Below are 17,080 nucleotides of genomic sequence, written 5' to 3' on the forward strand. Positions count from 1 at the left end.
CATAACATTTGTATTTAGATACGGATAATAAATTATATAGTTTTAATTAAAGTAAAATCAGTGTTGCTAAGCCTAGAAAACTAAAAAATCCAACTATATCTGTAACTGTGGTTAAAAGAACTGATGAACCTACAGCCGGGTCTATATCTACCTTTTTAAGAATTAAAGGGATAAGTGCACCAAAAAAACCTGCCGTTATGAGATTAATAACCATGGATGCGGCTATTACTACGCCGAGCAACGGTATAGAAAACCATGCCCATGCAATCAGACCAATTGTAACTGCAAAGATAGAACCATTCATAAGCGCTAAATAGACCTCTTTTTTTATTGTTTTTTTTGCATCATCATCACTAATATCTCCCAGAGCCATCTGTCTTACGGTTACGGTAAGTGTCTGTGTTCCTGCATTACCGCCCATAGATGCAACAATGGGCATCAAAACGGCTAAAGCGACAAATGATTGCAAAGTAGTATCAAACAAGCCAATAACTACAGATGCTACAATTGCTGTAAAAAGATTAATACCCAGCCAAAATGCTCTGTGCTTACCAATATGAAATAGGCTTTCCTCTTGCTCTGCTTCATCATTAACACCGGCAAGGTTATATAACTGACCAGTAGCACGCTCTTCAATAATGTCGTAGATATCATCAGATGTGATACGACCAAGTAGTTTACCTTTTGAGTCAACAACAGGAATGACACCCATATCGTAGTTAGATGCAATCTCTACAACATCATGAATATCATCGATAGCATTTACAGCTACACTGTTAACACCCTCTTTTACCAACTCTTTATAATGTACATTTGGCCCTTGTAAAATCAAATCTTCTAAAGGTATGGAACCTAAAAATTTATTTTTTCTACTAATAACATATACCTGATAAACACTATCTAACTCTTTTGCAGCTTTTAGACGCTTAAGCCTTCTTATAGACTCACCGACCTGCTCATCAATGAAAGCTGAAAAAAGCTCAGTTTGCATGTATGAACCGGCTTGATAATCTCCAAAAGCGATGAGGTCTTCTAGATTTTCACGATCTTCTTGTGGTAGATGTTGTAGAACTTCCTCGGCAATATCTTCATCAATTTCTTCAATATTACGAATAAGTTCAGCAGCATCATCTGTGTCGAGTGTGTTTGTTATCTCTGCAAGTTCATTGGTTGTAAAATGCTCTACAAACTCTTCATGACACTGCTTTGGTAACTCAATAAGAACAGCTGCTTTGAGCTCTTCAGGGAATTTTGCTAACTCTTGTAAATATACTTTTTCATCATAATTACGTAACTCTACCAACAATTCTGCAATATCATAAGGATGTAAATTTGTATCAAATCCTTCAACATATCTCTGAACTTTATTCTCAAGTAATTTAATCAGTTCTATAGATGTCAGTTTCATTTTATCTTCCTATGATTTAAAGATTTATTTTTTCATTTAGTAATGATTTTTGTTTTTCTATAATTGTTTCTTCAGTTTGAACAATCTTTTTAAATTTTGCATAAAGTCTATACTCAATAAAAATTGCATATAGACCAAACACTGCAAGTACTACTAGTACATATTTTAGATTAACATCAAGATAGTCAAGTATCATAGCAGTAACTGCTCCCCCAACAATAGCAGAAGATACTACAAATGAACGTAACATCAAGTATTCTTTTATATTAATTTCATCTTGCATAAAATCAATAGTATGAATCCTTGAAATCTCAAATGTAATTGCCTGTAGAGTGAAAATACTCAAAATTGCATATGTAAAAACAACAATGTTTATAGTTACTAATGAATAGCTGAATATCTGTATGATATCTAAAACTATTACAAAAAGATAAATATGATAGATTTTAGCCTTTTTAAACAGTGGCTGAATCAAACCGTCAGTAGCACCTATAAGCATATACAAACTTATCATAAATACCGGCAGATGAGTACCTTCAAGCTTTGTGATATAAGGCATAATTACCCAATCTATGTAAGTTGTTAAAAAAAGTACCATAACTTGAAGCTTTAATAGCTTACTGCCACCTAACGCTTTAAAAAGATCCTTATAATGTCTCACCGGCATATTCTAACTCCATAAGATAGGCATCACACCCATCACGATAGAAGGATTTTAGTACTTTAACTACGTTAAACCCTACTTTTTTATATAAAGATATTGCTACTTCGTTATATATACGCACCTCAAGAATAAAAAGTTTGAAATCTAGAGATATCAAATCTTTATATATTACTTTCCATAGTTTCTCAGCAATTTTTTTTCCACGATATTCCTTGCTAATTCCAATAGAATACAACTTGGCATTAGTTCGTTTTATTAAGACCAAAACATATCCTGCAATATTCCCGTCTATCTCTGCAATATATAAGAGATTATTACGTACATGGTATGCAAATGAACCTCTAGATAAAGGATAGTTCTTTATGCTAAATAGTTCTTTCTCTAGAGTATAGAGCTTCGAAACATCGCTAGTTTCTGCTTTACGAATTATCATTTTTGGTAAATTGTATATTTTGGCACAAGTTTAAATGGACGATAAGACATCTTAACCTTGCGAAGGTTCTCAAATCCCATATCATCACCTACATTAATATATGCAACACCATAATGTTCTTTAAGCATTTTAGAAAACTCACGGAAGATAAACTGAGCACATCCAAGAATTTCAAAATCTGTTTTTTCAATAATAACAGTCGCAGTATCTTCATTAATACGCTCACCAACTGTAAAGCCTTTTAGCTCGCCATTTATGTAAATAACTAATCCAACAAGTGATAGTGCTTCGTAGTTTTTAAGCATTTGCTTAACAGCAAAGCGTTCTTGGTGAATACCCTCAAGGAAATTTTCCGCCTCATCTCCTGACATATATTTCACCCTATCAGAAACCCATTTATTAAAGAGTTTCATTATCTCATCTTTATGTATAGCGCTGTCAAGCTGTTCAATAATATACTCAGGATAAGACTTTGTAAACTTGTTGATCTCTGTACGTTTTGTATGATAGCTATTTCCACGCAGTTCAATTAAGCTATCAACTGAGTAGATGTAGTCAACCAGTTTTTTTTCTAAAATATAGTGTTCAAGCATAACAAACATACTCTCTGCTTCATCAGTAGATTGAATAAACTCTTCAAGCATTGATTCCTGTACATAGTCTATGCGAGCATAGTAAGGTGAAGAGTTGTTAGCATTCATAATCTCAAAACAGCGTATTATCGCATCTGTAATATATTTTTTCTTTCCTAATGGTGGCAATAACATTGTCAACTCACCGCCTGTCATTACAAATAGACAGAAACACTTATTTATGATAGCATAGAAGCCACTACTATTAGCTAGCCATATATAATTTGCAGCGAAAGTATAATCGCTAAGATCAACATCAAGCTTTGCAAGATACTTCTCTATTATAGGTTTTGAATCAAGTGTGAAAGGCTTGAGCGTTTGTTTATTTACTGTTAAATTAGCCATTTTAATCCTCTTTGTGTATTAAATATATTTGGAATAATACATCGTTTTTTTTATTTTGCAGTAGGAATTTTTTATCCCCTAAAATAGCCTCTTAATAAGGGTTAATTTTCTAAAAATTGACTTTACTCCAATAGAGTTTTAAAATATTTTAAAATAAATCTAAAAAAAGGATATAGTTTTATTTTAAATAAATGAAATATGTTTCTAGCAACGGATTATAAAATGAAAATATATAACTTAACAGATACTCAACAAAAAGAGGCACTTATAAGTTACTCAGAAAATATAGCTTTAGAGCCATATCAAGCGGAACTGGTAAAACTTCAACAACATATTGAACGTCATAAGCTAAAGCTTATCATCCTCTTTGAAGGCCGTGATGCCGCTGGTAAAGGGAGTGTAATAGGCAGTGTCAGCAGATATCTTAATCCTAAACATTATAGAATTGTAGCTTTAGGTCGTCCTACTGAAGAAGAACGTACACAATGGTATTTTCAGCGCTATATTAAACACTTTCCACATGGTGGAGAAGTTGTTCTCTTTGATAGAAGTTGGTACAACCGTGCGATGGTAGAACCAGTATTTGGTTTTTGTTTGTCAGAGGAGCATAAGCTTTTTATGAAGCATGTAATTCCGTTTGAAGAATCTTTTGTAGAACAAGGAACTGTATTGGTTAAACTTTACTTTAGTGTTAGTAAAGAGAAACAAGCTATTAGATTTGAGCAGCGCCGCACAGATCCTCTGCGTCAATGGAAACTAAGTGAAATAGACTTGCAGGCACAAAGTATGTGGGAGCAATTTTCAACAACAAAATACCGTATGCTAGAGAAGACTAATCACGAAAAAGCACCATGGCATGTTATACGCTCTAGTGACAAACATAAAGCACGATTAGAAACTATGAAGTTGATTTTAAATAAAATAGAATATGAGGGAAAAAGTCGTGCTATTGATTTGTCACCTGACTATAAAACTGTCTTTACAGCAAGTCAGGAGTTGGAGATTATGGATATGCACAAGTTACATAATATGTAGGATATATAAAGTGAGTATTTTTGATAAATAAGGAGTTACAACTTATTTTGTTTATTAAGCATATTCTTGTTTGTATGAGAATTTTCTACTGCTATCGCAAATCTCAACGATATCAGCTGTATAAACTCCAACATGTTCCATTTCAAACACAAAGCCAAAATTATACACTTTATATTTGGATAAATATTATTTTTTTGTTTAAGCTAAATTTTAGCAAAAAAGTTTAATTTTGGGAGTATAATTTCGATGCGAATAGGAAGTACAATCTACTTTGTATATCAATGCAGCTTGGCAGTTTACATTGATATACTCCTAATAAAAAAACGTGAATGTAGTTTTGTTTAGGATTAAGGTACAGTTTAATAAAACCGTATTGAAATCCTAACAAAATAATCTTATTAAAATATTAAGGATATGTAATATGAAGATTTCAATACTTGTAAAAGCTGCTCTATTAGCAACTCTATTTTTAGTACCTTTAAATGCAAAAGATACTAGTGATGAACAAAACTGTGATACAGTTTACGAACTGTGTACAGAAAAATGTGGAGATAAAGAATCTTGCATTGATAAATGTGAAAAAAAATACGATAAGTGTACTGAATCACAAGAAAATTCTAAAAAAGACTCCGAATAACCAAACCGCTATTAGGTCCTTACTACCTTTCTATTTGCAATAAGGTTCACTGCTAATTTCAGTGAACTTATTATCTGCACCATATTGTGAACTTTCTGATAGTGCTTATATATATATATATATATATATATATCTGCTTTCTCTTCTCTGTCTACCTTTATAGATACAAAATGTTCATTTAAAATGTCTGCACACTCCTGGTTTTCAAATACTGTCTCTTCTATCACATCACACCAAGAAAACAAATCAACTGGATTCTCCTTATGTTATTGTAAATATGGTGATTTATTTTTTAGCTAATTTAATTATTTTCTATTAGTTGTATAGGTAGTGTTTTAGTTTTAATATAAAAATCAAGAGAAACGAGATGATTATTTGAGTTGTCGCTGTATATATCCCCCCCCTTCATTATGAGTATAAATAATCTATATCATAATTAGATACTTATAGATTAAGTCTAAGGAAAAAACAATATAAATATTATTTATTTAAATATAATATTAAGTGAGCAAAAATAATCGCTATGCTATACTCAGCTTTAATACAAAGGAAAGACTATGGCATATATAGATTTAACAACAAAAAACTTTGACGAAACACTTGATAATAACGAAATAGTCATTATAGATTTTTGGGCAGAGTGGTGTGGTCCCTGTAAACAATTTGCTCCAATTTTTGAAAAAGTAGCAGAAGATAACCCTGATATTACCTTTGCTAAGGTCAATACCGAGGAACAACAAGCTCTGTCAGGGCAGTATGGTGTTCGTTCGATTCCAACGCTTATGGTAGTGCGAGATGGTGTCATCCTACTTAATCAAGCAGGTATGCTACCTGAAGAAGCCTTTGGTAAGCTCATCAATCACGTTAAAGGGCTTGATATGGATCATGTACGTGAAGAGATGACTAAGGATGAAGAGGATGACGAGTAATATAATTACTATTTACGCCAATTCAAATACTAAGTGCAACACCTGTTGATAAAATACTTAAGAGTTTATTCCTCATCATCATCAAATTCATCCAAATCAAACTCTATTTTTACAGGTTCTTCTATTACTTCTTTTATATCACTAATATCTTCAGCAGAGATGTTTAGGGCCATTGAGATAAATAAGGCTAAATCATTATCATCTATAATTTCTTGGCATACTTTAGATGTATTGTAAATAGTAAGTATTCCGTCTTTTACGAGTACATCTCTAGTGCCAATACCTAGTTCTGCCGCTATATTATGTAAGTCTGGACGATTAAGATGTAGCCCGTCAACTTTCATTGAGAAGCCTGTTCTTATCTTTTTTCCTGGATGCATTTTTCTTCCTATTTTTAAAATATTTTTATTAATTAATTTTTGAAACTATAGCTAAATAGTTCAAACCTTGGAATGTCCCCTATAAACTAGACAATTACTAACCCAGTAAAAACATATATATTTGAAGACTCCATATTGTATCTTTTTTCAAACTCATTTGGTGAAATATAATCTAAATAACTATGTCTTCTTTTTGAGTTGTAGAACATTTCTATATATTCAAATATTTTAGAGGCTGCAATTTTTCTCGTTAAAAATATCTGTTTTCTGACAAGCTCTTTTTTTATAGTTTTGAAGAAGCTCTCTGCAACAGCATTATCATAACAGTTGCCTCGTCTGCTCATGCTAAGAGTGATATTATTCTTTTTTGCAAATGTTTTATACTCATAGGAGCTGTATTGACTTCCTTGATCTGAGTGAAGAATTACATTGTCGTCCTTGTTAAGTCTTGCAACTGCCATTTTGAGAGCATTTATAATTAAAGGTGTTGTCTGTCTATGTCCTGTTGCCCAGCCAATAATTTTTCTACTATATAAATCTATAACAGTCGCTAAGAATATCCATCCCTCTTTAGTTCTAATATAAGTTATATCACTAACCCATGTGTCATTTGGCTTTCCTGCTATAAAACATTGATGCAGATGATTTGGATGTGCTTTATGAACTGGACCAGCTTTAGAGTAAGGCTTGCGTTTATAAGTGCCAACACCATAGAGTTTGGCTTCGCTCATAAGTCTAGCTACTCTTTTTTTATTGACATGTATGCCGAGTTCCTTTAAATCCTTATGAATATTTCTATGACTATATACACCCTTTGAGTCTCGATAAGCCTCTTTTATTTGAATGAGCAATTCTTGATTTTCAAGTTCTCTATTGGATATAGGTTGATTAAGCCACTGATAGTATCCGCTACGGTGCACTTGCATAACTTTACACAGTCTATGAACTGTGTAAAATTGACTATGCTCTTTGATAAAAGAGTATTTTAACTTGTGTGGCTTGCAAAGTACACCGCGGCCTTTTTTAAGATGTCACGCTCCTCTGTAACTATTTTTAGTTCTTTTTGGAGTTTCTTTATCTCTGCTTGAGATTCATCTTGTAGTTTATGCTTTTTAATAGCTTCTGGGGATTCTAATCTCTTAATCCATCCACTTAAAGAAGTTGGATGAATTCCAAGTCTCTGCGCCGTATCTGTAATACTGTAACCATTGTCGGTAACTTGTTTTACTGCCTCTATTCTAAACTCTTCGCTATAAATTATTCTTGCCATTTTTAACCCTATTAAATCTCATAATGTATTAACATTATTTTATCTAAATTACTGAATTAAATAATGTCTAGTTTATAGAGGACATTCCAAAACTTTAATTCATACAACTAGATACTTTATTGATCAGTGATGTCTAAGTCTTTTGCTTTTATGACACTATTTTGTTTTGATTCCATCTTTGTACCTAACCAAAATCCAGCGGCGGCAAGGGCGATTAGTCCTAGTAAAACCACCCAAGCTTGTACGTGCATTAATTGAGACAGGGTTTGGCTCTCTGGACCTTTAGCAGCTACATACAGAGGTAGAATCGTGTCAAATAAAATGGCAAATAAAAATACACCGATGAGCATACCCAGCATAAAAATGAGAGCATCAATACGCCCCGTGAATAAACCGACTACAGAAGTGCCGGGGCAATATCCACCAATGGCAAGTCCGGCACCCAAAAGCGCACCCCCAACAGCCATTGCCCAAAAGAACGTTGTCTGTACGTTTAAAGCATCTAATCGTACCCATCCAAAGAGATCAAAAAACCATAGTCCTACTGCTGCTACCACGATGGCTACGAACATCACTTTAAAAATGCTCCAGTCTTTAAACGTAAACTGGGCATTTAGTTTACGGGGACTTCCAAGCCCAGATACTTCGAGAAAATAGCCAAAGAAAAAACCGCCAATGATAATCATAATACCGCTGGTGTATTCAAAAGGAAAATTCATTGCCATATCCTTCGTGTAATGAGAGAGACTAATATCCCTGCAACAAAAAATGCAATAAGAAATACAAATGCAGCTACCGCCAGTGTTGCGCCGCCTGAGAGGCCCAGCCCACTTGTGCATCCATGTGCAAGCTTTGCTCCAAAGCCAGTGAGTATCCCGCCACCTAAAGCCAGTGCAACTCGAGAGTATACGCCGATGTTTTGACCACGTTCAATATTGAAGCGAAACCGTCCACTCATAAAACTCCCTACAAGCGCACCCAAGGCTACCCCTGCAATTTCCCAGCTTATCCAACTATTCAGTGGGTTTCCGTTAGCAGCAAATGTAAAGAAAAAATTGTTATTTTCTGTCCACACAGGCACAACCGTATCACTCAGCCATGCGCTCAGACGAACAAAAAAGCCACTGGCTCCAATCCCATGCCCCGTAATAAGAAACATGAACATAAGTGCTAAACCGAGCCCAATACCGGCAGTTAGAGGGGACAAGAACGCTCTTGGTTGTTTATTTTTCATTATCGTACTCCTTTTAATGAATGTAAATCATCATATTAATTTTAATATACTTGAAATAGGGTGGGTTCTTTTGCAGTTGAACTATAGGAGAATAACTAAAACTAGTTATAAAATCACTACAACATTTAATAGTTACTGAAGATGAAGAGCTGCATTAAACTTTAAATTTACGTATGACAAATGCCTAAAAACAGCATTTGTATTATACAATTCTGAGAACTACTAGATACTTATACAAAATTATGAACGCTCTCATATAACTAACTAATATTTTTATATAAAAGGTCTTAAAAATACCTCCGCTGCCACCGCGACAGCACCCATTACAGAAAATCCTCCGAAGAGACTTGCAAAAAGCTTTTTCATTTCCAACCCTTTTAAATATTTACCGAAATTATAGATTTAATTAATGGAGGAATTATGAAGTTTTAATTACAAAAGCTAATACTTATCTCTTTAGTCATTATTATATATTCAAAGGCACACCAAATTCCATTATGTGTGCCTCATGCCCTAACTCATTTTTTATTACATTTGCAAATATCTCCATCTTCTCAACTTCCCCATGGATTAAACAGAGTTTTTTCATATTTTTAACTGGACGCATCCAGTCTATTAATTCACGTTGGTCTGCATGAGCAGAAAAACCATTAATCGTATAAACCTTCGCTTTTGTGACAATATCTTCTCCGTAGATATTAACTGAATCTGCACCATCAACTATACTGCGTCCCAACGTTCCTTCAACTTGATAACCAACAAAAATAAGAGAATTTTTAGGATTCCAAAGTCTATGTTTTAAATGATGCATAATACGACCACCATTACACATGCCACTACCTGCAATAATAATAGCTTTTTTATTAACTTTGTTGATAGCAATAGACTGGTCCCTTGAAGTGATTGGCTCAAGCCATGCAAATGAAAAAGGGTCCTTCCCGCTTCCTGGTCTGTATTGAATCTCATCACTTAAATGAGTTGTATATTGATTATAAAGCTTTGTTGCTTTAATAGCCAGTGGACTATCAAGGAATACCCTACATTTTGGCAACTCTCCATTGTCATGCATCTCATGGAGTAACCAAAGTATCTCTTGAGTTCTCTCCAGCGCAAAAGATGGAATAAGTACATTACCATTATTTTTCAGAGTTGATACAACCGCTTTTTTAAACTCTTCTACACTATCATCTAGCAGTTTATGTGTACGATCACCATAAGTTGATTCTATAAATAGTGTATCTGCTTCATCTAGCTTGTCATGGTTATCAATGACCAATCTCTCTGGAGAGCCAATATCACCTGAAAAAACTATACGCTTATGATTGTTTTGCTCCTGATAATCAATCATAACAAAAGCACTTCCCATAATATGACCAGCATTACCGAATGAAACTCTTACATGTTGCTTTAGTTTATGTTCTTCAAAATATTCCAGCGTGCGCCATTGTTTAGTATAAACTTGCTTGACATCATCCTTAGTATACAATGGTTCTTTAACACTCTCTTCATCACCATGTCTACGAGCTTTTCTTCTTATAGTTTTATACTCTTCTAGCAATATACTAGCACTATCAAGAAGCATAATTTTAGAAATATCACGAGTAGCTTTTGTAGATATAATCTCTCCATTAAATCCATCTTTAACTAGCTTTGCTACTCTCCCAACATGGTCAAGATGAGCATGAGTCAAAATAAGATAGTGTATTTTTTCAGGCTCAAACCCAAATGGCTCATAATTTCTTTCACTTCCGCCATCACCTTGAAACATACCACAATCAATTAAAATTTTTATTGAGCCGATTTTGAGAAGATGACAAGAACCAGTTACAGTTTTTGCAGCTCCATATGAAGTGACAGTTACCATAAAGTACTCCTGAACTAGAATGTAGACTTTCTAATAATCTATTATATTCAAAATTAATAAAGTTTGCATTAAGCTTTAAGCATAAGTCGTATAGAATGTGTGGACGAATATATTATTTACAAATCTAAATAAAGGGGATGTTATGGCAAAAGGTCAAGATGCAAAAAAATCAGTTAAGAAAACAGCAACAAAAAGTTTGAAAGAAAAAAGAAATGATAAAAAAACTAAAAAAGCTCAAGACTAAAATTCTAAAATAAGCTTTTTAAACTCTTTCATATGTGACTATTCCCTTAAATATTTTGGGATACCTATAACATCAATGAGTATTTAAAAGGGATAGAAATGGCGGTAGTAAGTATTGTAAATAATTTAGACTGTTTTGCAGAGGAATTTAAAGGTATTACTCTTCATGACTCAAAGATTGAAAAAGCGGAATTTGAATCGTGTCCATTTATATCTTGCGACTTTAGTGAAACTTTCTTTTTCTCTTGCAGGTTTGTTGAATGCCGATTTGAAAACTGTAATCTAATTATGCAGTCTGTTTTAAGGTTCAACCAGTTAGTTTATATACGTGGGGGAGTACTTCTTGGTAATGCATTGGTACTTGTGGCAGTTATGGAAGTGGAAAAAGTTGTAAGACAAAAAAGTTTCACATAAAATCGAGTCTCTAAGTTTGTGAACTTGAACCCTTTATTGTTATTGTCTATTATTGTAGCAAATTAAGAACATAAATAAATAAAAGTTTATAATGTCAAAGATAATTTTTGAAGTTAAAATGAAAGATATAGTTGATAATATGTTAATATTAAAACAAAGGATTATACATAGATGGCATCTGGAATTTTTGCACTCTTAGATGATATAGCTATACTTGCAGATGATGTTGCGGTTGCCAGCAAGATTGCCACTCAAAAAACTGCGGCAATACTCGGAGACGATTTAGCAGTAAATGCACAAAAAGCTACTGGGTTTGATCAATCACGTGAGTTGGCAGTAATTTGGGCTATTACAAAAGGTTCTTTAAAAAACAAGGTTATTATATTGCCAATAGCATTTCTTTTAAGCAGTTTTGCTCCTAGTGTAATTATATATATACTTATACTTGGAGGGCTCTATCTTCTATATGAGGGTACTGAAAAAATTGAAGAGTATCTGTTTCATAGAAATAATAAAGAAGTAGATAAAAAGATACTCCATTCAACAAAAGAAAACATCTTAGAGATAGAAGAAAAAAAGATAAAATCAGCAATACTTACAGACTTTGTGCTATCTATTGAGATAGTAGTTATCGCTCTTACAACTGTACTTAACAAACCATTTGAAGTTCAGGTAATTTCAACGGTATTTGTTGCACTTGTAGCAACTTTTGGCGTATATGGCATTGTTGCATTGATAGTAAGAATGGACAACGTAGGCTTTTGGCTGATAGATAAAAAACATATAAAAAGCGGCAGTTTTTTGATAGGTACCATGCCAAAACTGATTAAACTCTTAGCTCTAGTTGGTACATTTGCTATGATTTTAGTTGGAGGAGGAATACTAGCTCATAATATAGAATTTTTTCATCACTATTTTATAAGTGCTATTCCGGCTATTATAAATGAGTTAATCGTAGGTTTGATTATAGGAGTGGTTACTCTCGTGTTTGTAAAAATATTTAAAACCTTTAAAAAGGAAAAGTCATGAACATTAAATTAGCTTCTACTTTGACACTAATAACACTCGTTATTATATTTATTTTTCAAAATGTAGCTGTAGTTGAGATTAAATTTCTCTTTTGGTCCACTCAAATATCGAGATCTTTATTTATATTTTTTCTACTTTTAATAGGAATTGTAATAGGGTGGCTTTTACATATTTATTACAAAGACAAAAGTGAAAATAAAATATGACTTCACCTTAATAGTAAAAATGAGGGAAAAGTTCCAAAAGGTACTCCTTTAGAATTTAATATTCTATCGGTCTGACACAAAGTTTTGAACACTTCCACACAGAATTGCTAACACTCCTAATTGTTCATATTTTATACTAAACCTTTCTTTACCATGGATATAACCATAGGTATGTTTATTCCATCATTATTATAACCTTCATCTATACATGCTTCACAAACATCTCCCATTGGGCAGTCGCTATTTGCAAGCAGTTCTTCTAAGGTATTTAAATTATTTGTCTTCATACATGTAGCTATATCTTTTATACTTAAAGAGTTGCAAACACATACCTCTGTATCTAAATCAATCATTTGTTCACTCCGTTTATTTTTTAGACTTATCTTCTGGTGTAAATTTTTTATCGTGGAATTTATACCACTTACACCTTTTTTTATTTTTTATGCTGTATATATTATATGTAAATTTTCTACCGCACTCCTGACATTCAAATGTAGCACGGTTTTTAAATTTATTGTAGTTTACAAATAAGAAGTTTCCAACTTGATCGCCTTTTTTGTAAATAATTTTTTCATTTTTTGCATAAGAGCTTTCAGCTAATAGGGCATCTTCTCTCTGCTTTACAAGCCAAGTTGGTTCTTCGTCTTCTTCAAATTCGTAGTTCATATATAGTAAAGATGTTTATTTATAGTTTATGGTTCTTATAACTGAGTTTTTAACATCAAATATATTCCCATACTCATCTTCAACAATAGCTACACCAATATCTGAAAATACTGTAATAACTTTGATTTGTTTGCCTTCGTATGTTTGTCTGTAGCCAGAGTCATAAGAGTGTGAAATTTCTGGGTTTGTCTGGTATGTCATATTAAATCCTTAAAAGATATATATTAAGCTATGCAATTTTTATTCCAATTGTAAGGGTTGATTTGTGAGCGTTAGGATAAAATACTAAATGATAAACTACTCACACCCACTATTTAGACCTCCTGCAGAAGCTGATAACGTAATTATTCAAGCAACATACGGTTGTAGTTACAATAACTGTAGCTTTTGTTCCATGTATAAAACAAAGAGCTATAAAGTAAGAGATATGGAAGATGTTTTTAAAGATATAGATAAATTGGCTACACATTATCCAGCGGCAAGTAAAATTTTTCTAGCCGATGGTGATGCGCTCTCTTTGGATACAAGCTATCTGGTTAAATTACTTCAATACCTCCAGAAATCATTTGTTAAACTAAGGAGGGTGTCGCTGTATGCATCTGCACAAAATCTTCTTGAAAAATCACAAGAGGAGCTAGAACTTCTTGTGTTTAACAAACTAAACTTAATCTACTATGGAGTTGAGTCAGGAAGCGATACAGTACTAAAAAAGATTACTAAAGGTGTTAACTCAAGCCAAATCATAGAGTCTCTAAATAGAGCCTCTGCTTCTGGTATGAAAATATCAGCAACAGTTATTTTAGGTATAGGAGGAGAGAAGTATACAACTGAGCATATCCAAGATACTGCTAAGATTGTAAATGCTACAACTCTCAACTATCTATCAACTCTGCAGTTAGGTTTAGAAGATGATGCTAAAGATAATTTTTATAAACACTTTAATGATTTTACTATGCTTGACGATTACCAGATATTAGATGAGCAGAAAAGATTTTTACAACTCTTAAACCCTCTAAATAAAGTAATATTTCGCTCTAATCACGCTTCTAATGCCCTGCATCTCTCAGGAACAATCCCAAAGGATAGAGATAGGTTAATAGAGGAGTTAGACACAGCATTGGAAATTGGCAGAGATGCTTTAGTGCCTGAGATATTTAGAAGTTTTTAAAAGTATAATAGCAAATATGAAAAGCCTCCCAATAAATGAAGTCTTAGAAGATATTAAAAGCTCACTAGGCACCAACTCAACACTTATACTGCAAGCTCCTCCTGGGACCGGAAAAAGTACACTTGTTCCAATCTCTTTACTTAGCGAGTCTTGGCTTGGCGAGAAGATGATAATTATGCTTGAGCCAAGAAGAGTTGCGGCTAGGATGGTAGCAACTCAAATGGCGAAACTCTTGGGTGAAGATGTCGGAGATAGCGTTGGTTATCAGGTTAAAATGGATAGTTGTTACAGTAAAAAAACAAAAATCCTTGTAGTAACTGAAGCTATCTTGGTTCGTATGCTTCAAGCAGACCAAACACTTTCAAAAGTGGCTTTAGTTATTTTTGATGAGTTTCATGAGAGAAGTATTAACAGCGACCTCTCTTTGGCTCTGTCTTTGCAAGTTCAAGAGCTACTGCGAGATGATTTAAAAATTTTAATAATGTCAGCAACGCTTAACTCACAAGAGATTTCAAAACTGCTAGAGAGTGCTCCTGTGATCACTTCACAAGGTAAGGCCTATGAGGTGGAAGTTAATTATTTAAATATAAATACAAAGCAGCCCGACAGCAGGTCCATAAACACGCTTGTATTGAGTGCAATTCTTAACTCTATTAAAGATGACGAGGGGGATATTTTAGTTTTTTTACCTGGAGTCAAAGAGATAAAAAACTTGCAAAACTCACTACATGTAGCTTTAAAAAACAAAGATATTTCAGTTTTGCCTCTATACTCAGCACTAGGTAAAAAAGAGCAGGATAGAGCCTTACAAAACTCTACCTGTAGAAAAATTATTCTCTCAACTAACATAGCCCAGACATCTTTAACCATTGAGGGTGTAAGAGTTGTTATTGATACCGGTTTAGAAAAACTATCAAGATATAACCACTCAAACGCCATGGACCATCTGGAGATGTCGTTTATATCTAAAGAATCAGCAATTCAAAGGTCAGGAAGGGCTGGACGTGTCTCAAACGGAAAGTGCTACAGACTTTGGCATGAGGGGAAAGTCGTGCTTGAGTCAACAAAGCCTGAGATACTAAGGTCAGATTTAAGTTCACTGCTTTTAGACCTTGCTCTGTGGGGAGTTGATGATTTTAATGAACTTAAATGGCTTGATATTCCAAATGAGAAGCTTATACAAGAGAGCAGGGTTGTTCTAAAAGAGTTGCAAATGTTAGATGACTCCTATAAAATCACTCTCTTTGGGAGACAAGCTTTGAGTCTTGGAGTGCATCCCCGCTTCTCTTATATGATTTTAAAAGCCAATGATATGGGGTATGCATATGAGGCCTCTCTTTTGGCAGCACTTTTAAGTGAAAAAGATATTTTTAAAGATTCACGAACAGACAGTAGTATACTATCTAGGTTTATCCATCTTTATGAAAAAGATTTTGATGAAAACTACATACATGTACACAGAGCGAGAGAGGTTTTAAAACAGACGGATTTTTTTTACTCTAAACTTAAAAAGATTAAAAAAGTGGATAAAAAAAGTTCTGTTTTAAATAAAGATATATTAGCAGTATTACTTCTTTTGGCTTATCCAGATAGACTTGCGATGCAAAGAGCAAAGAATGAAAATAGATATAAACTCAGTAATGGCAAAGGGGCAATCCTACATCTAGAAGACTCTATGTTTAACGAAGAGTTTTTAGTTGTGCCAAATCTAAATGCAAACGAAAGCGACTCTTTTATAAATTTGAGTATGAGTATATCGATGCAACAGATAGAGAAGTATTTTAGCGATTTTATAAAGCAGGAAGAGTCTATAAACTACAACAAACAAAATAAAAAATTTGACATAAGAGATAACAGCTATTTCTTGCAGTTACAGCTTTACTCATCTGTAAGTAACCAAAGCTCAAAACACAACTACAAAAAACTGATTTTAGAGTTAATTAAAAAAGAGGGCTTGGGACTTCTTACATGGAGTAGAAAAGCAACTAGCTTAATGGCAAGGGTAAACTTTGTAAACAGACATTTGGAGTTGATGTTTGAAGATTTAAGCGATGAGAGACTACTTGAGAGTTTAGAGAGTTGGCTGGAGCCGTATCTTGATGGTGTCACTACGGTTAAAGAGCTTGAGAGCTTGGACATGTATGCAATTCTCTTGGCTTTAATATCATGGGAGAATCAACAGCGTTTAGAGGCTCTCGCTCCTCTACATGTAAGAGTTCCAAGCGGTTCAAATATTTATATAGATTACTCAGACCCGAATAAGCCATCGGTAAGTGTTAAAATTCAAGAAGTTTTTGGACTGCTTGAGGTGCCAAAGATACTAAACAGCACTATAGCTTTGCAAATCCATCTTTTGTCGCCGGGTATGCGACCTATTCAAATAACATACGATTTAAAAAGCTTTTGGCAAAACTCATATGTTGAGGTGGCAAAAGAGCTTAGAGGTAAGTATAAAAGACATTACTGGCCTGAAAATCCATATGAAGCAGTTGCCACGACTAAGACAAAAAAATATATGTAAGT

General features: G+C 33.7%; 21 protein-coding genes. 8 read left to right on the forward strand and 13 right to left on the reverse strand.

The features are described 5' to 3' along the window. Positions 1 to 46: 46 nt before the first annotated feature. The 4 genes from mgtE to HUE87_RS05300 are packed head-to-tail and all read right to left on the reverse strand — an operon-like array spanning position 47 to position 3,482. Positions 47 to 1,408, reverse strand: a complete 1,362-nt coding sequence (gene mgtE / locus HUE87_RS05285; protein ID WP_194367679.1) for a magnesium transporter — start codon at positions 1,406 to 1,408, stop codon at positions 47 to 49. Between the two features lie 16 nt (positions 1,409 to 1,424). After that, entirely contained in the window at positions 1,425 to 2,075 is a 651-nt protein-coding gene (locus tag HUE87_RS05290) for a hypothetical protein (RefSeq protein ID WP_194367680.1), read from the reverse strand. Continuing rightward, on the reverse strand, positions 2,056 to 2,505 hold the full coding sequence (gene rimI, locus HUE87_RS05295) for a ribosomal protein S18-alanine N-acetyltransferase (protein ID WP_194367681.1): 450 nt from the start codon (positions 2,503 to 2,505) through the stop codon (positions 2,056 to 2,058). The genes HUE87_RS05290 and rimI overlap by 20 nt, the downstream gene beginning before the upstream one ends. After that, positions 2,502 to 3,482 carry a DUF2156 domain-containing protein gene (locus HUE87_RS05300; protein WP_194367682.1) on the reverse strand — a complete coding sequence of 327 codons (981 nt, stop codon included), beginning with the start codon at positions 3,480 to 3,482 and terminating at the stop codon, positions 2,502 to 2,504. The genes rimI and HUE87_RS05300 overlap by 4 nt, the downstream gene beginning before the upstream one ends. 222 nt (positions 3,483 to 3,704) lie before the next feature. Here HUE87_RS05300 and ppk2 point away from each other — a divergent pair, with 222 nt between their 5' ends. Continuing rightward, entirely contained in the window at positions 3,705 to 4,517 is an 813-nt protein-coding gene (gene ppk2 / locus HUE87_RS05305; protein ID WP_194367683.1) for a polyphosphate kinase 2, read from the forward strand. A 421-nt stretch (positions 4,518 to 4,938) separates the two neighbouring features. Continuing rightward, positions 4,939 to 5,154: a hypothetical protein gene (locus HUE87_RS05310; RefSeq protein ID WP_194367684.1), complete on the forward strand. Its 216-nt coding sequence runs from the start codon at positions 4,939 to 4,941 to the stop codon at positions 5,152 to 5,154. 11 nt (positions 5,155 to 5,165) lie between these two features. Here HUE87_RS05310 and HUE87_RS05315 read toward each other — a convergent pair whose 3' ends face one another. After that, positions 5,166 to 5,381 carry a DUF255 domain-containing protein gene (locus tag HUE87_RS05315; RefSeq protein ID WP_229855237.1) on the reverse strand — a complete coding sequence of 72 codons (216 nt, stop codon included), beginning with the start codon at positions 5,379 to 5,381 and terminating at the stop codon, positions 5,166 to 5,168. A 330-nt stretch (positions 5,382 to 5,711) separates the two neighbouring features. Between HUE87_RS05315 and trxA the strand changes: the two genes are divergently transcribed. Next, on the forward strand, positions 5,712 to 6,083 hold the full coding sequence (trxA, locus tag HUE87_RS05320; protein ID WP_194367685.1) for a thioredoxin: 372 nt from the start codon (positions 5,712 to 5,714) through the stop codon (positions 6,081 to 6,083). Between the two features lie 65 nt (positions 6,084 to 6,148). Here trxA and HUE87_RS05325 read toward each other — a convergent pair whose 3' ends face one another. From HUE87_RS05325 to HUE87_RS05345, 5 genes are all read right to left on the reverse strand, one after another. Beyond that, positions 6,149 to 6,463: a hypothetical protein gene (locus HUE87_RS05325; RefSeq protein ID WP_194367686.1), complete on the reverse strand. Its 315-nt coding sequence runs from the start codon at positions 6,461 to 6,463 to the stop codon at positions 6,149 to 6,151. An 86-nt stretch (positions 6,464 to 6,549) separates the two neighbouring features. Then, positions 6,550 to 7,733 (reverse strand): IS3 family transposase gene (locus HUE87_RS05330; RefSeq protein ID WP_194367687.1). Its coding sequence is split into 2 segments (ribosomal slippage): positions 6,550 to 7,493 and positions 7,493 to 7,733, totalling 1,185 coding nucleotides; the frame shifts between segments, so codons are not numbered across the junction. Positions 7,734 to 7,849: 116 nt separating this feature from the next. Further along, positions 7,850 to 8,452, reverse strand: a complete 603-nt coding sequence (locus HUE87_RS05335) for a DUF6691 family protein (RefSeq protein ID WP_194367688.1) — start codon at positions 8,450 to 8,452, stop codon at positions 7,850 to 7,852. Continuing rightward, positions 8,449 to 8,967, reverse strand: a complete 519-nt coding sequence (locus HUE87_RS05340; protein ID WP_194367689.1) for a YeeE/YedE thiosulfate transporter family protein — start codon at positions 8,965 to 8,967, stop codon at positions 8,449 to 8,451. The genes HUE87_RS05335 and HUE87_RS05340 overlap by 4 nt, the downstream gene beginning before the upstream one ends. 466 nt (positions 8,968 to 9,433) lie before the next feature. Continuing rightward, positions 9,434 to 10,831 (reverse strand): MBL fold metallo-hydrolase RNA specificity domain-containing protein, encoded by a 1,398-nt coding sequence (locus tag HUE87_RS05345; RefSeq protein ID WP_194367690.1) that lies wholly within the window; start codon positions 10,829 to 10,831, stop codon positions 9,434 to 9,436. Between the two features lie 342 nt (positions 10,832 to 11,173). On the opposite strand from HUE87_RS05345, the gene HUE87_RS12675 reads away from it, so the two are divergent. The 3 genes from HUE87_RS12675 (at position 11,174) to HUE87_RS05360 (ending at position 12,723) form a co-directional block, all read left to right on the forward strand. Further along, the gene (locus HUE87_RS12675; protein ID WP_229855238.1) at positions 11,174 to 11,488 is read left to right on the forward strand and encodes a pentapeptide repeat-containing protein; all 315 of its coding nucleotides are present in this window, start codon (positions 11,174 to 11,176) and stop codon (positions 11,486 to 11,488) included. 171 nt (positions 11,489 to 11,659) lie between these two features. Next, positions 11,660 to 12,517 (forward strand): DUF808 family protein, encoded by an 858-nt coding sequence (locus tag HUE87_RS05355; protein WP_194367691.1) that lies wholly within the window; start codon positions 11,660 to 11,662, stop codon positions 12,515 to 12,517. After that, positions 12,514 to 12,723, forward strand: a complete 210-nt coding sequence (locus HUE87_RS05360; protein ID WP_194367692.1) for a lipopolysaccharide assembly protein LapA domain-containing protein — start codon at positions 12,514 to 12,516, stop codon at positions 12,721 to 12,723. The genes HUE87_RS05355 and HUE87_RS05360 overlap by 4 nt, the downstream gene beginning before the upstream one ends. A gap of 131 nt (positions 12,724 to 12,854) precedes the next feature. Here the strand turns inward: HUE87_RS05360 and HUE87_RS05365 are convergent, their stop codons facing one another. The 3 genes from HUE87_RS05365 to HUE87_RS05375 are packed head-to-tail and all read right to left on the reverse strand — an operon-like array spanning position 12,855 to position 13,590. Then, positions 12,855 to 13,076 carry a hypothetical protein gene (locus tag HUE87_RS05365; protein WP_194367693.1) on the reverse strand — a complete coding sequence of 74 codons (222 nt, stop codon included), beginning with the start codon at positions 13,074 to 13,076 and terminating at the stop codon, positions 12,855 to 12,857. A gap of 13 nt (positions 13,077 to 13,089) precedes the next feature. Next, positions 13,090 to 13,389, reverse strand: coding sequence for a hypothetical protein (locus tag HUE87_RS05370; RefSeq protein WP_194367694.1), 300 nt, complete (start codon positions 13,387 to 13,389; stop codon positions 13,090 to 13,092). 15 nt (positions 13,390 to 13,404) lie between these two features. Then, complete coding sequence (locus tag HUE87_RS05375) at positions 13,405 to 13,590, reverse strand: hypothetical protein (RefSeq protein WP_194367695.1); 186 nt, start codon at positions 13,588 to 13,590, stop codon at positions 13,405 to 13,407. Between the two features lie 88 nt (positions 13,591 to 13,678). On the opposite strand from HUE87_RS05375, the gene HUE87_RS05380 reads away from it, so the two are divergent. Both HUE87_RS05380 and hrpB read left to right on the forward strand, forming a co-directional pair. Further along, entirely contained in the window at positions 13,679 to 14,557 is an 879-nt protein-coding gene (locus HUE87_RS05380; RefSeq protein WP_194367696.1) for a radical SAM protein, read from the forward strand. 16 nt (positions 14,558 to 14,573) lie between these two features. After that, positions 14,574 to 17,078 (forward strand): ATP-dependent helicase HrpB, encoded by a 2,505-nt coding sequence (hrpB, locus tag HUE87_RS05385; RefSeq protein ID WP_194367697.1) that lies wholly within the window; start codon positions 14,574 to 14,576, stop codon positions 17,076 to 17,078. The last annotated feature ends 2 nt before the right edge of the window (positions 17,079 to 17,080 follow it).

The organism is Candidatus Sulfurimonas marisnigri (assembly GCF_015265475.1).
Classification (GTDB): domain Bacteria; phylum Campylobacterota; class Campylobacteria; order Campylobacterales; family Sulfurimonadaceae; genus Sulfurimonas; species Sulfurimonas marisnigri.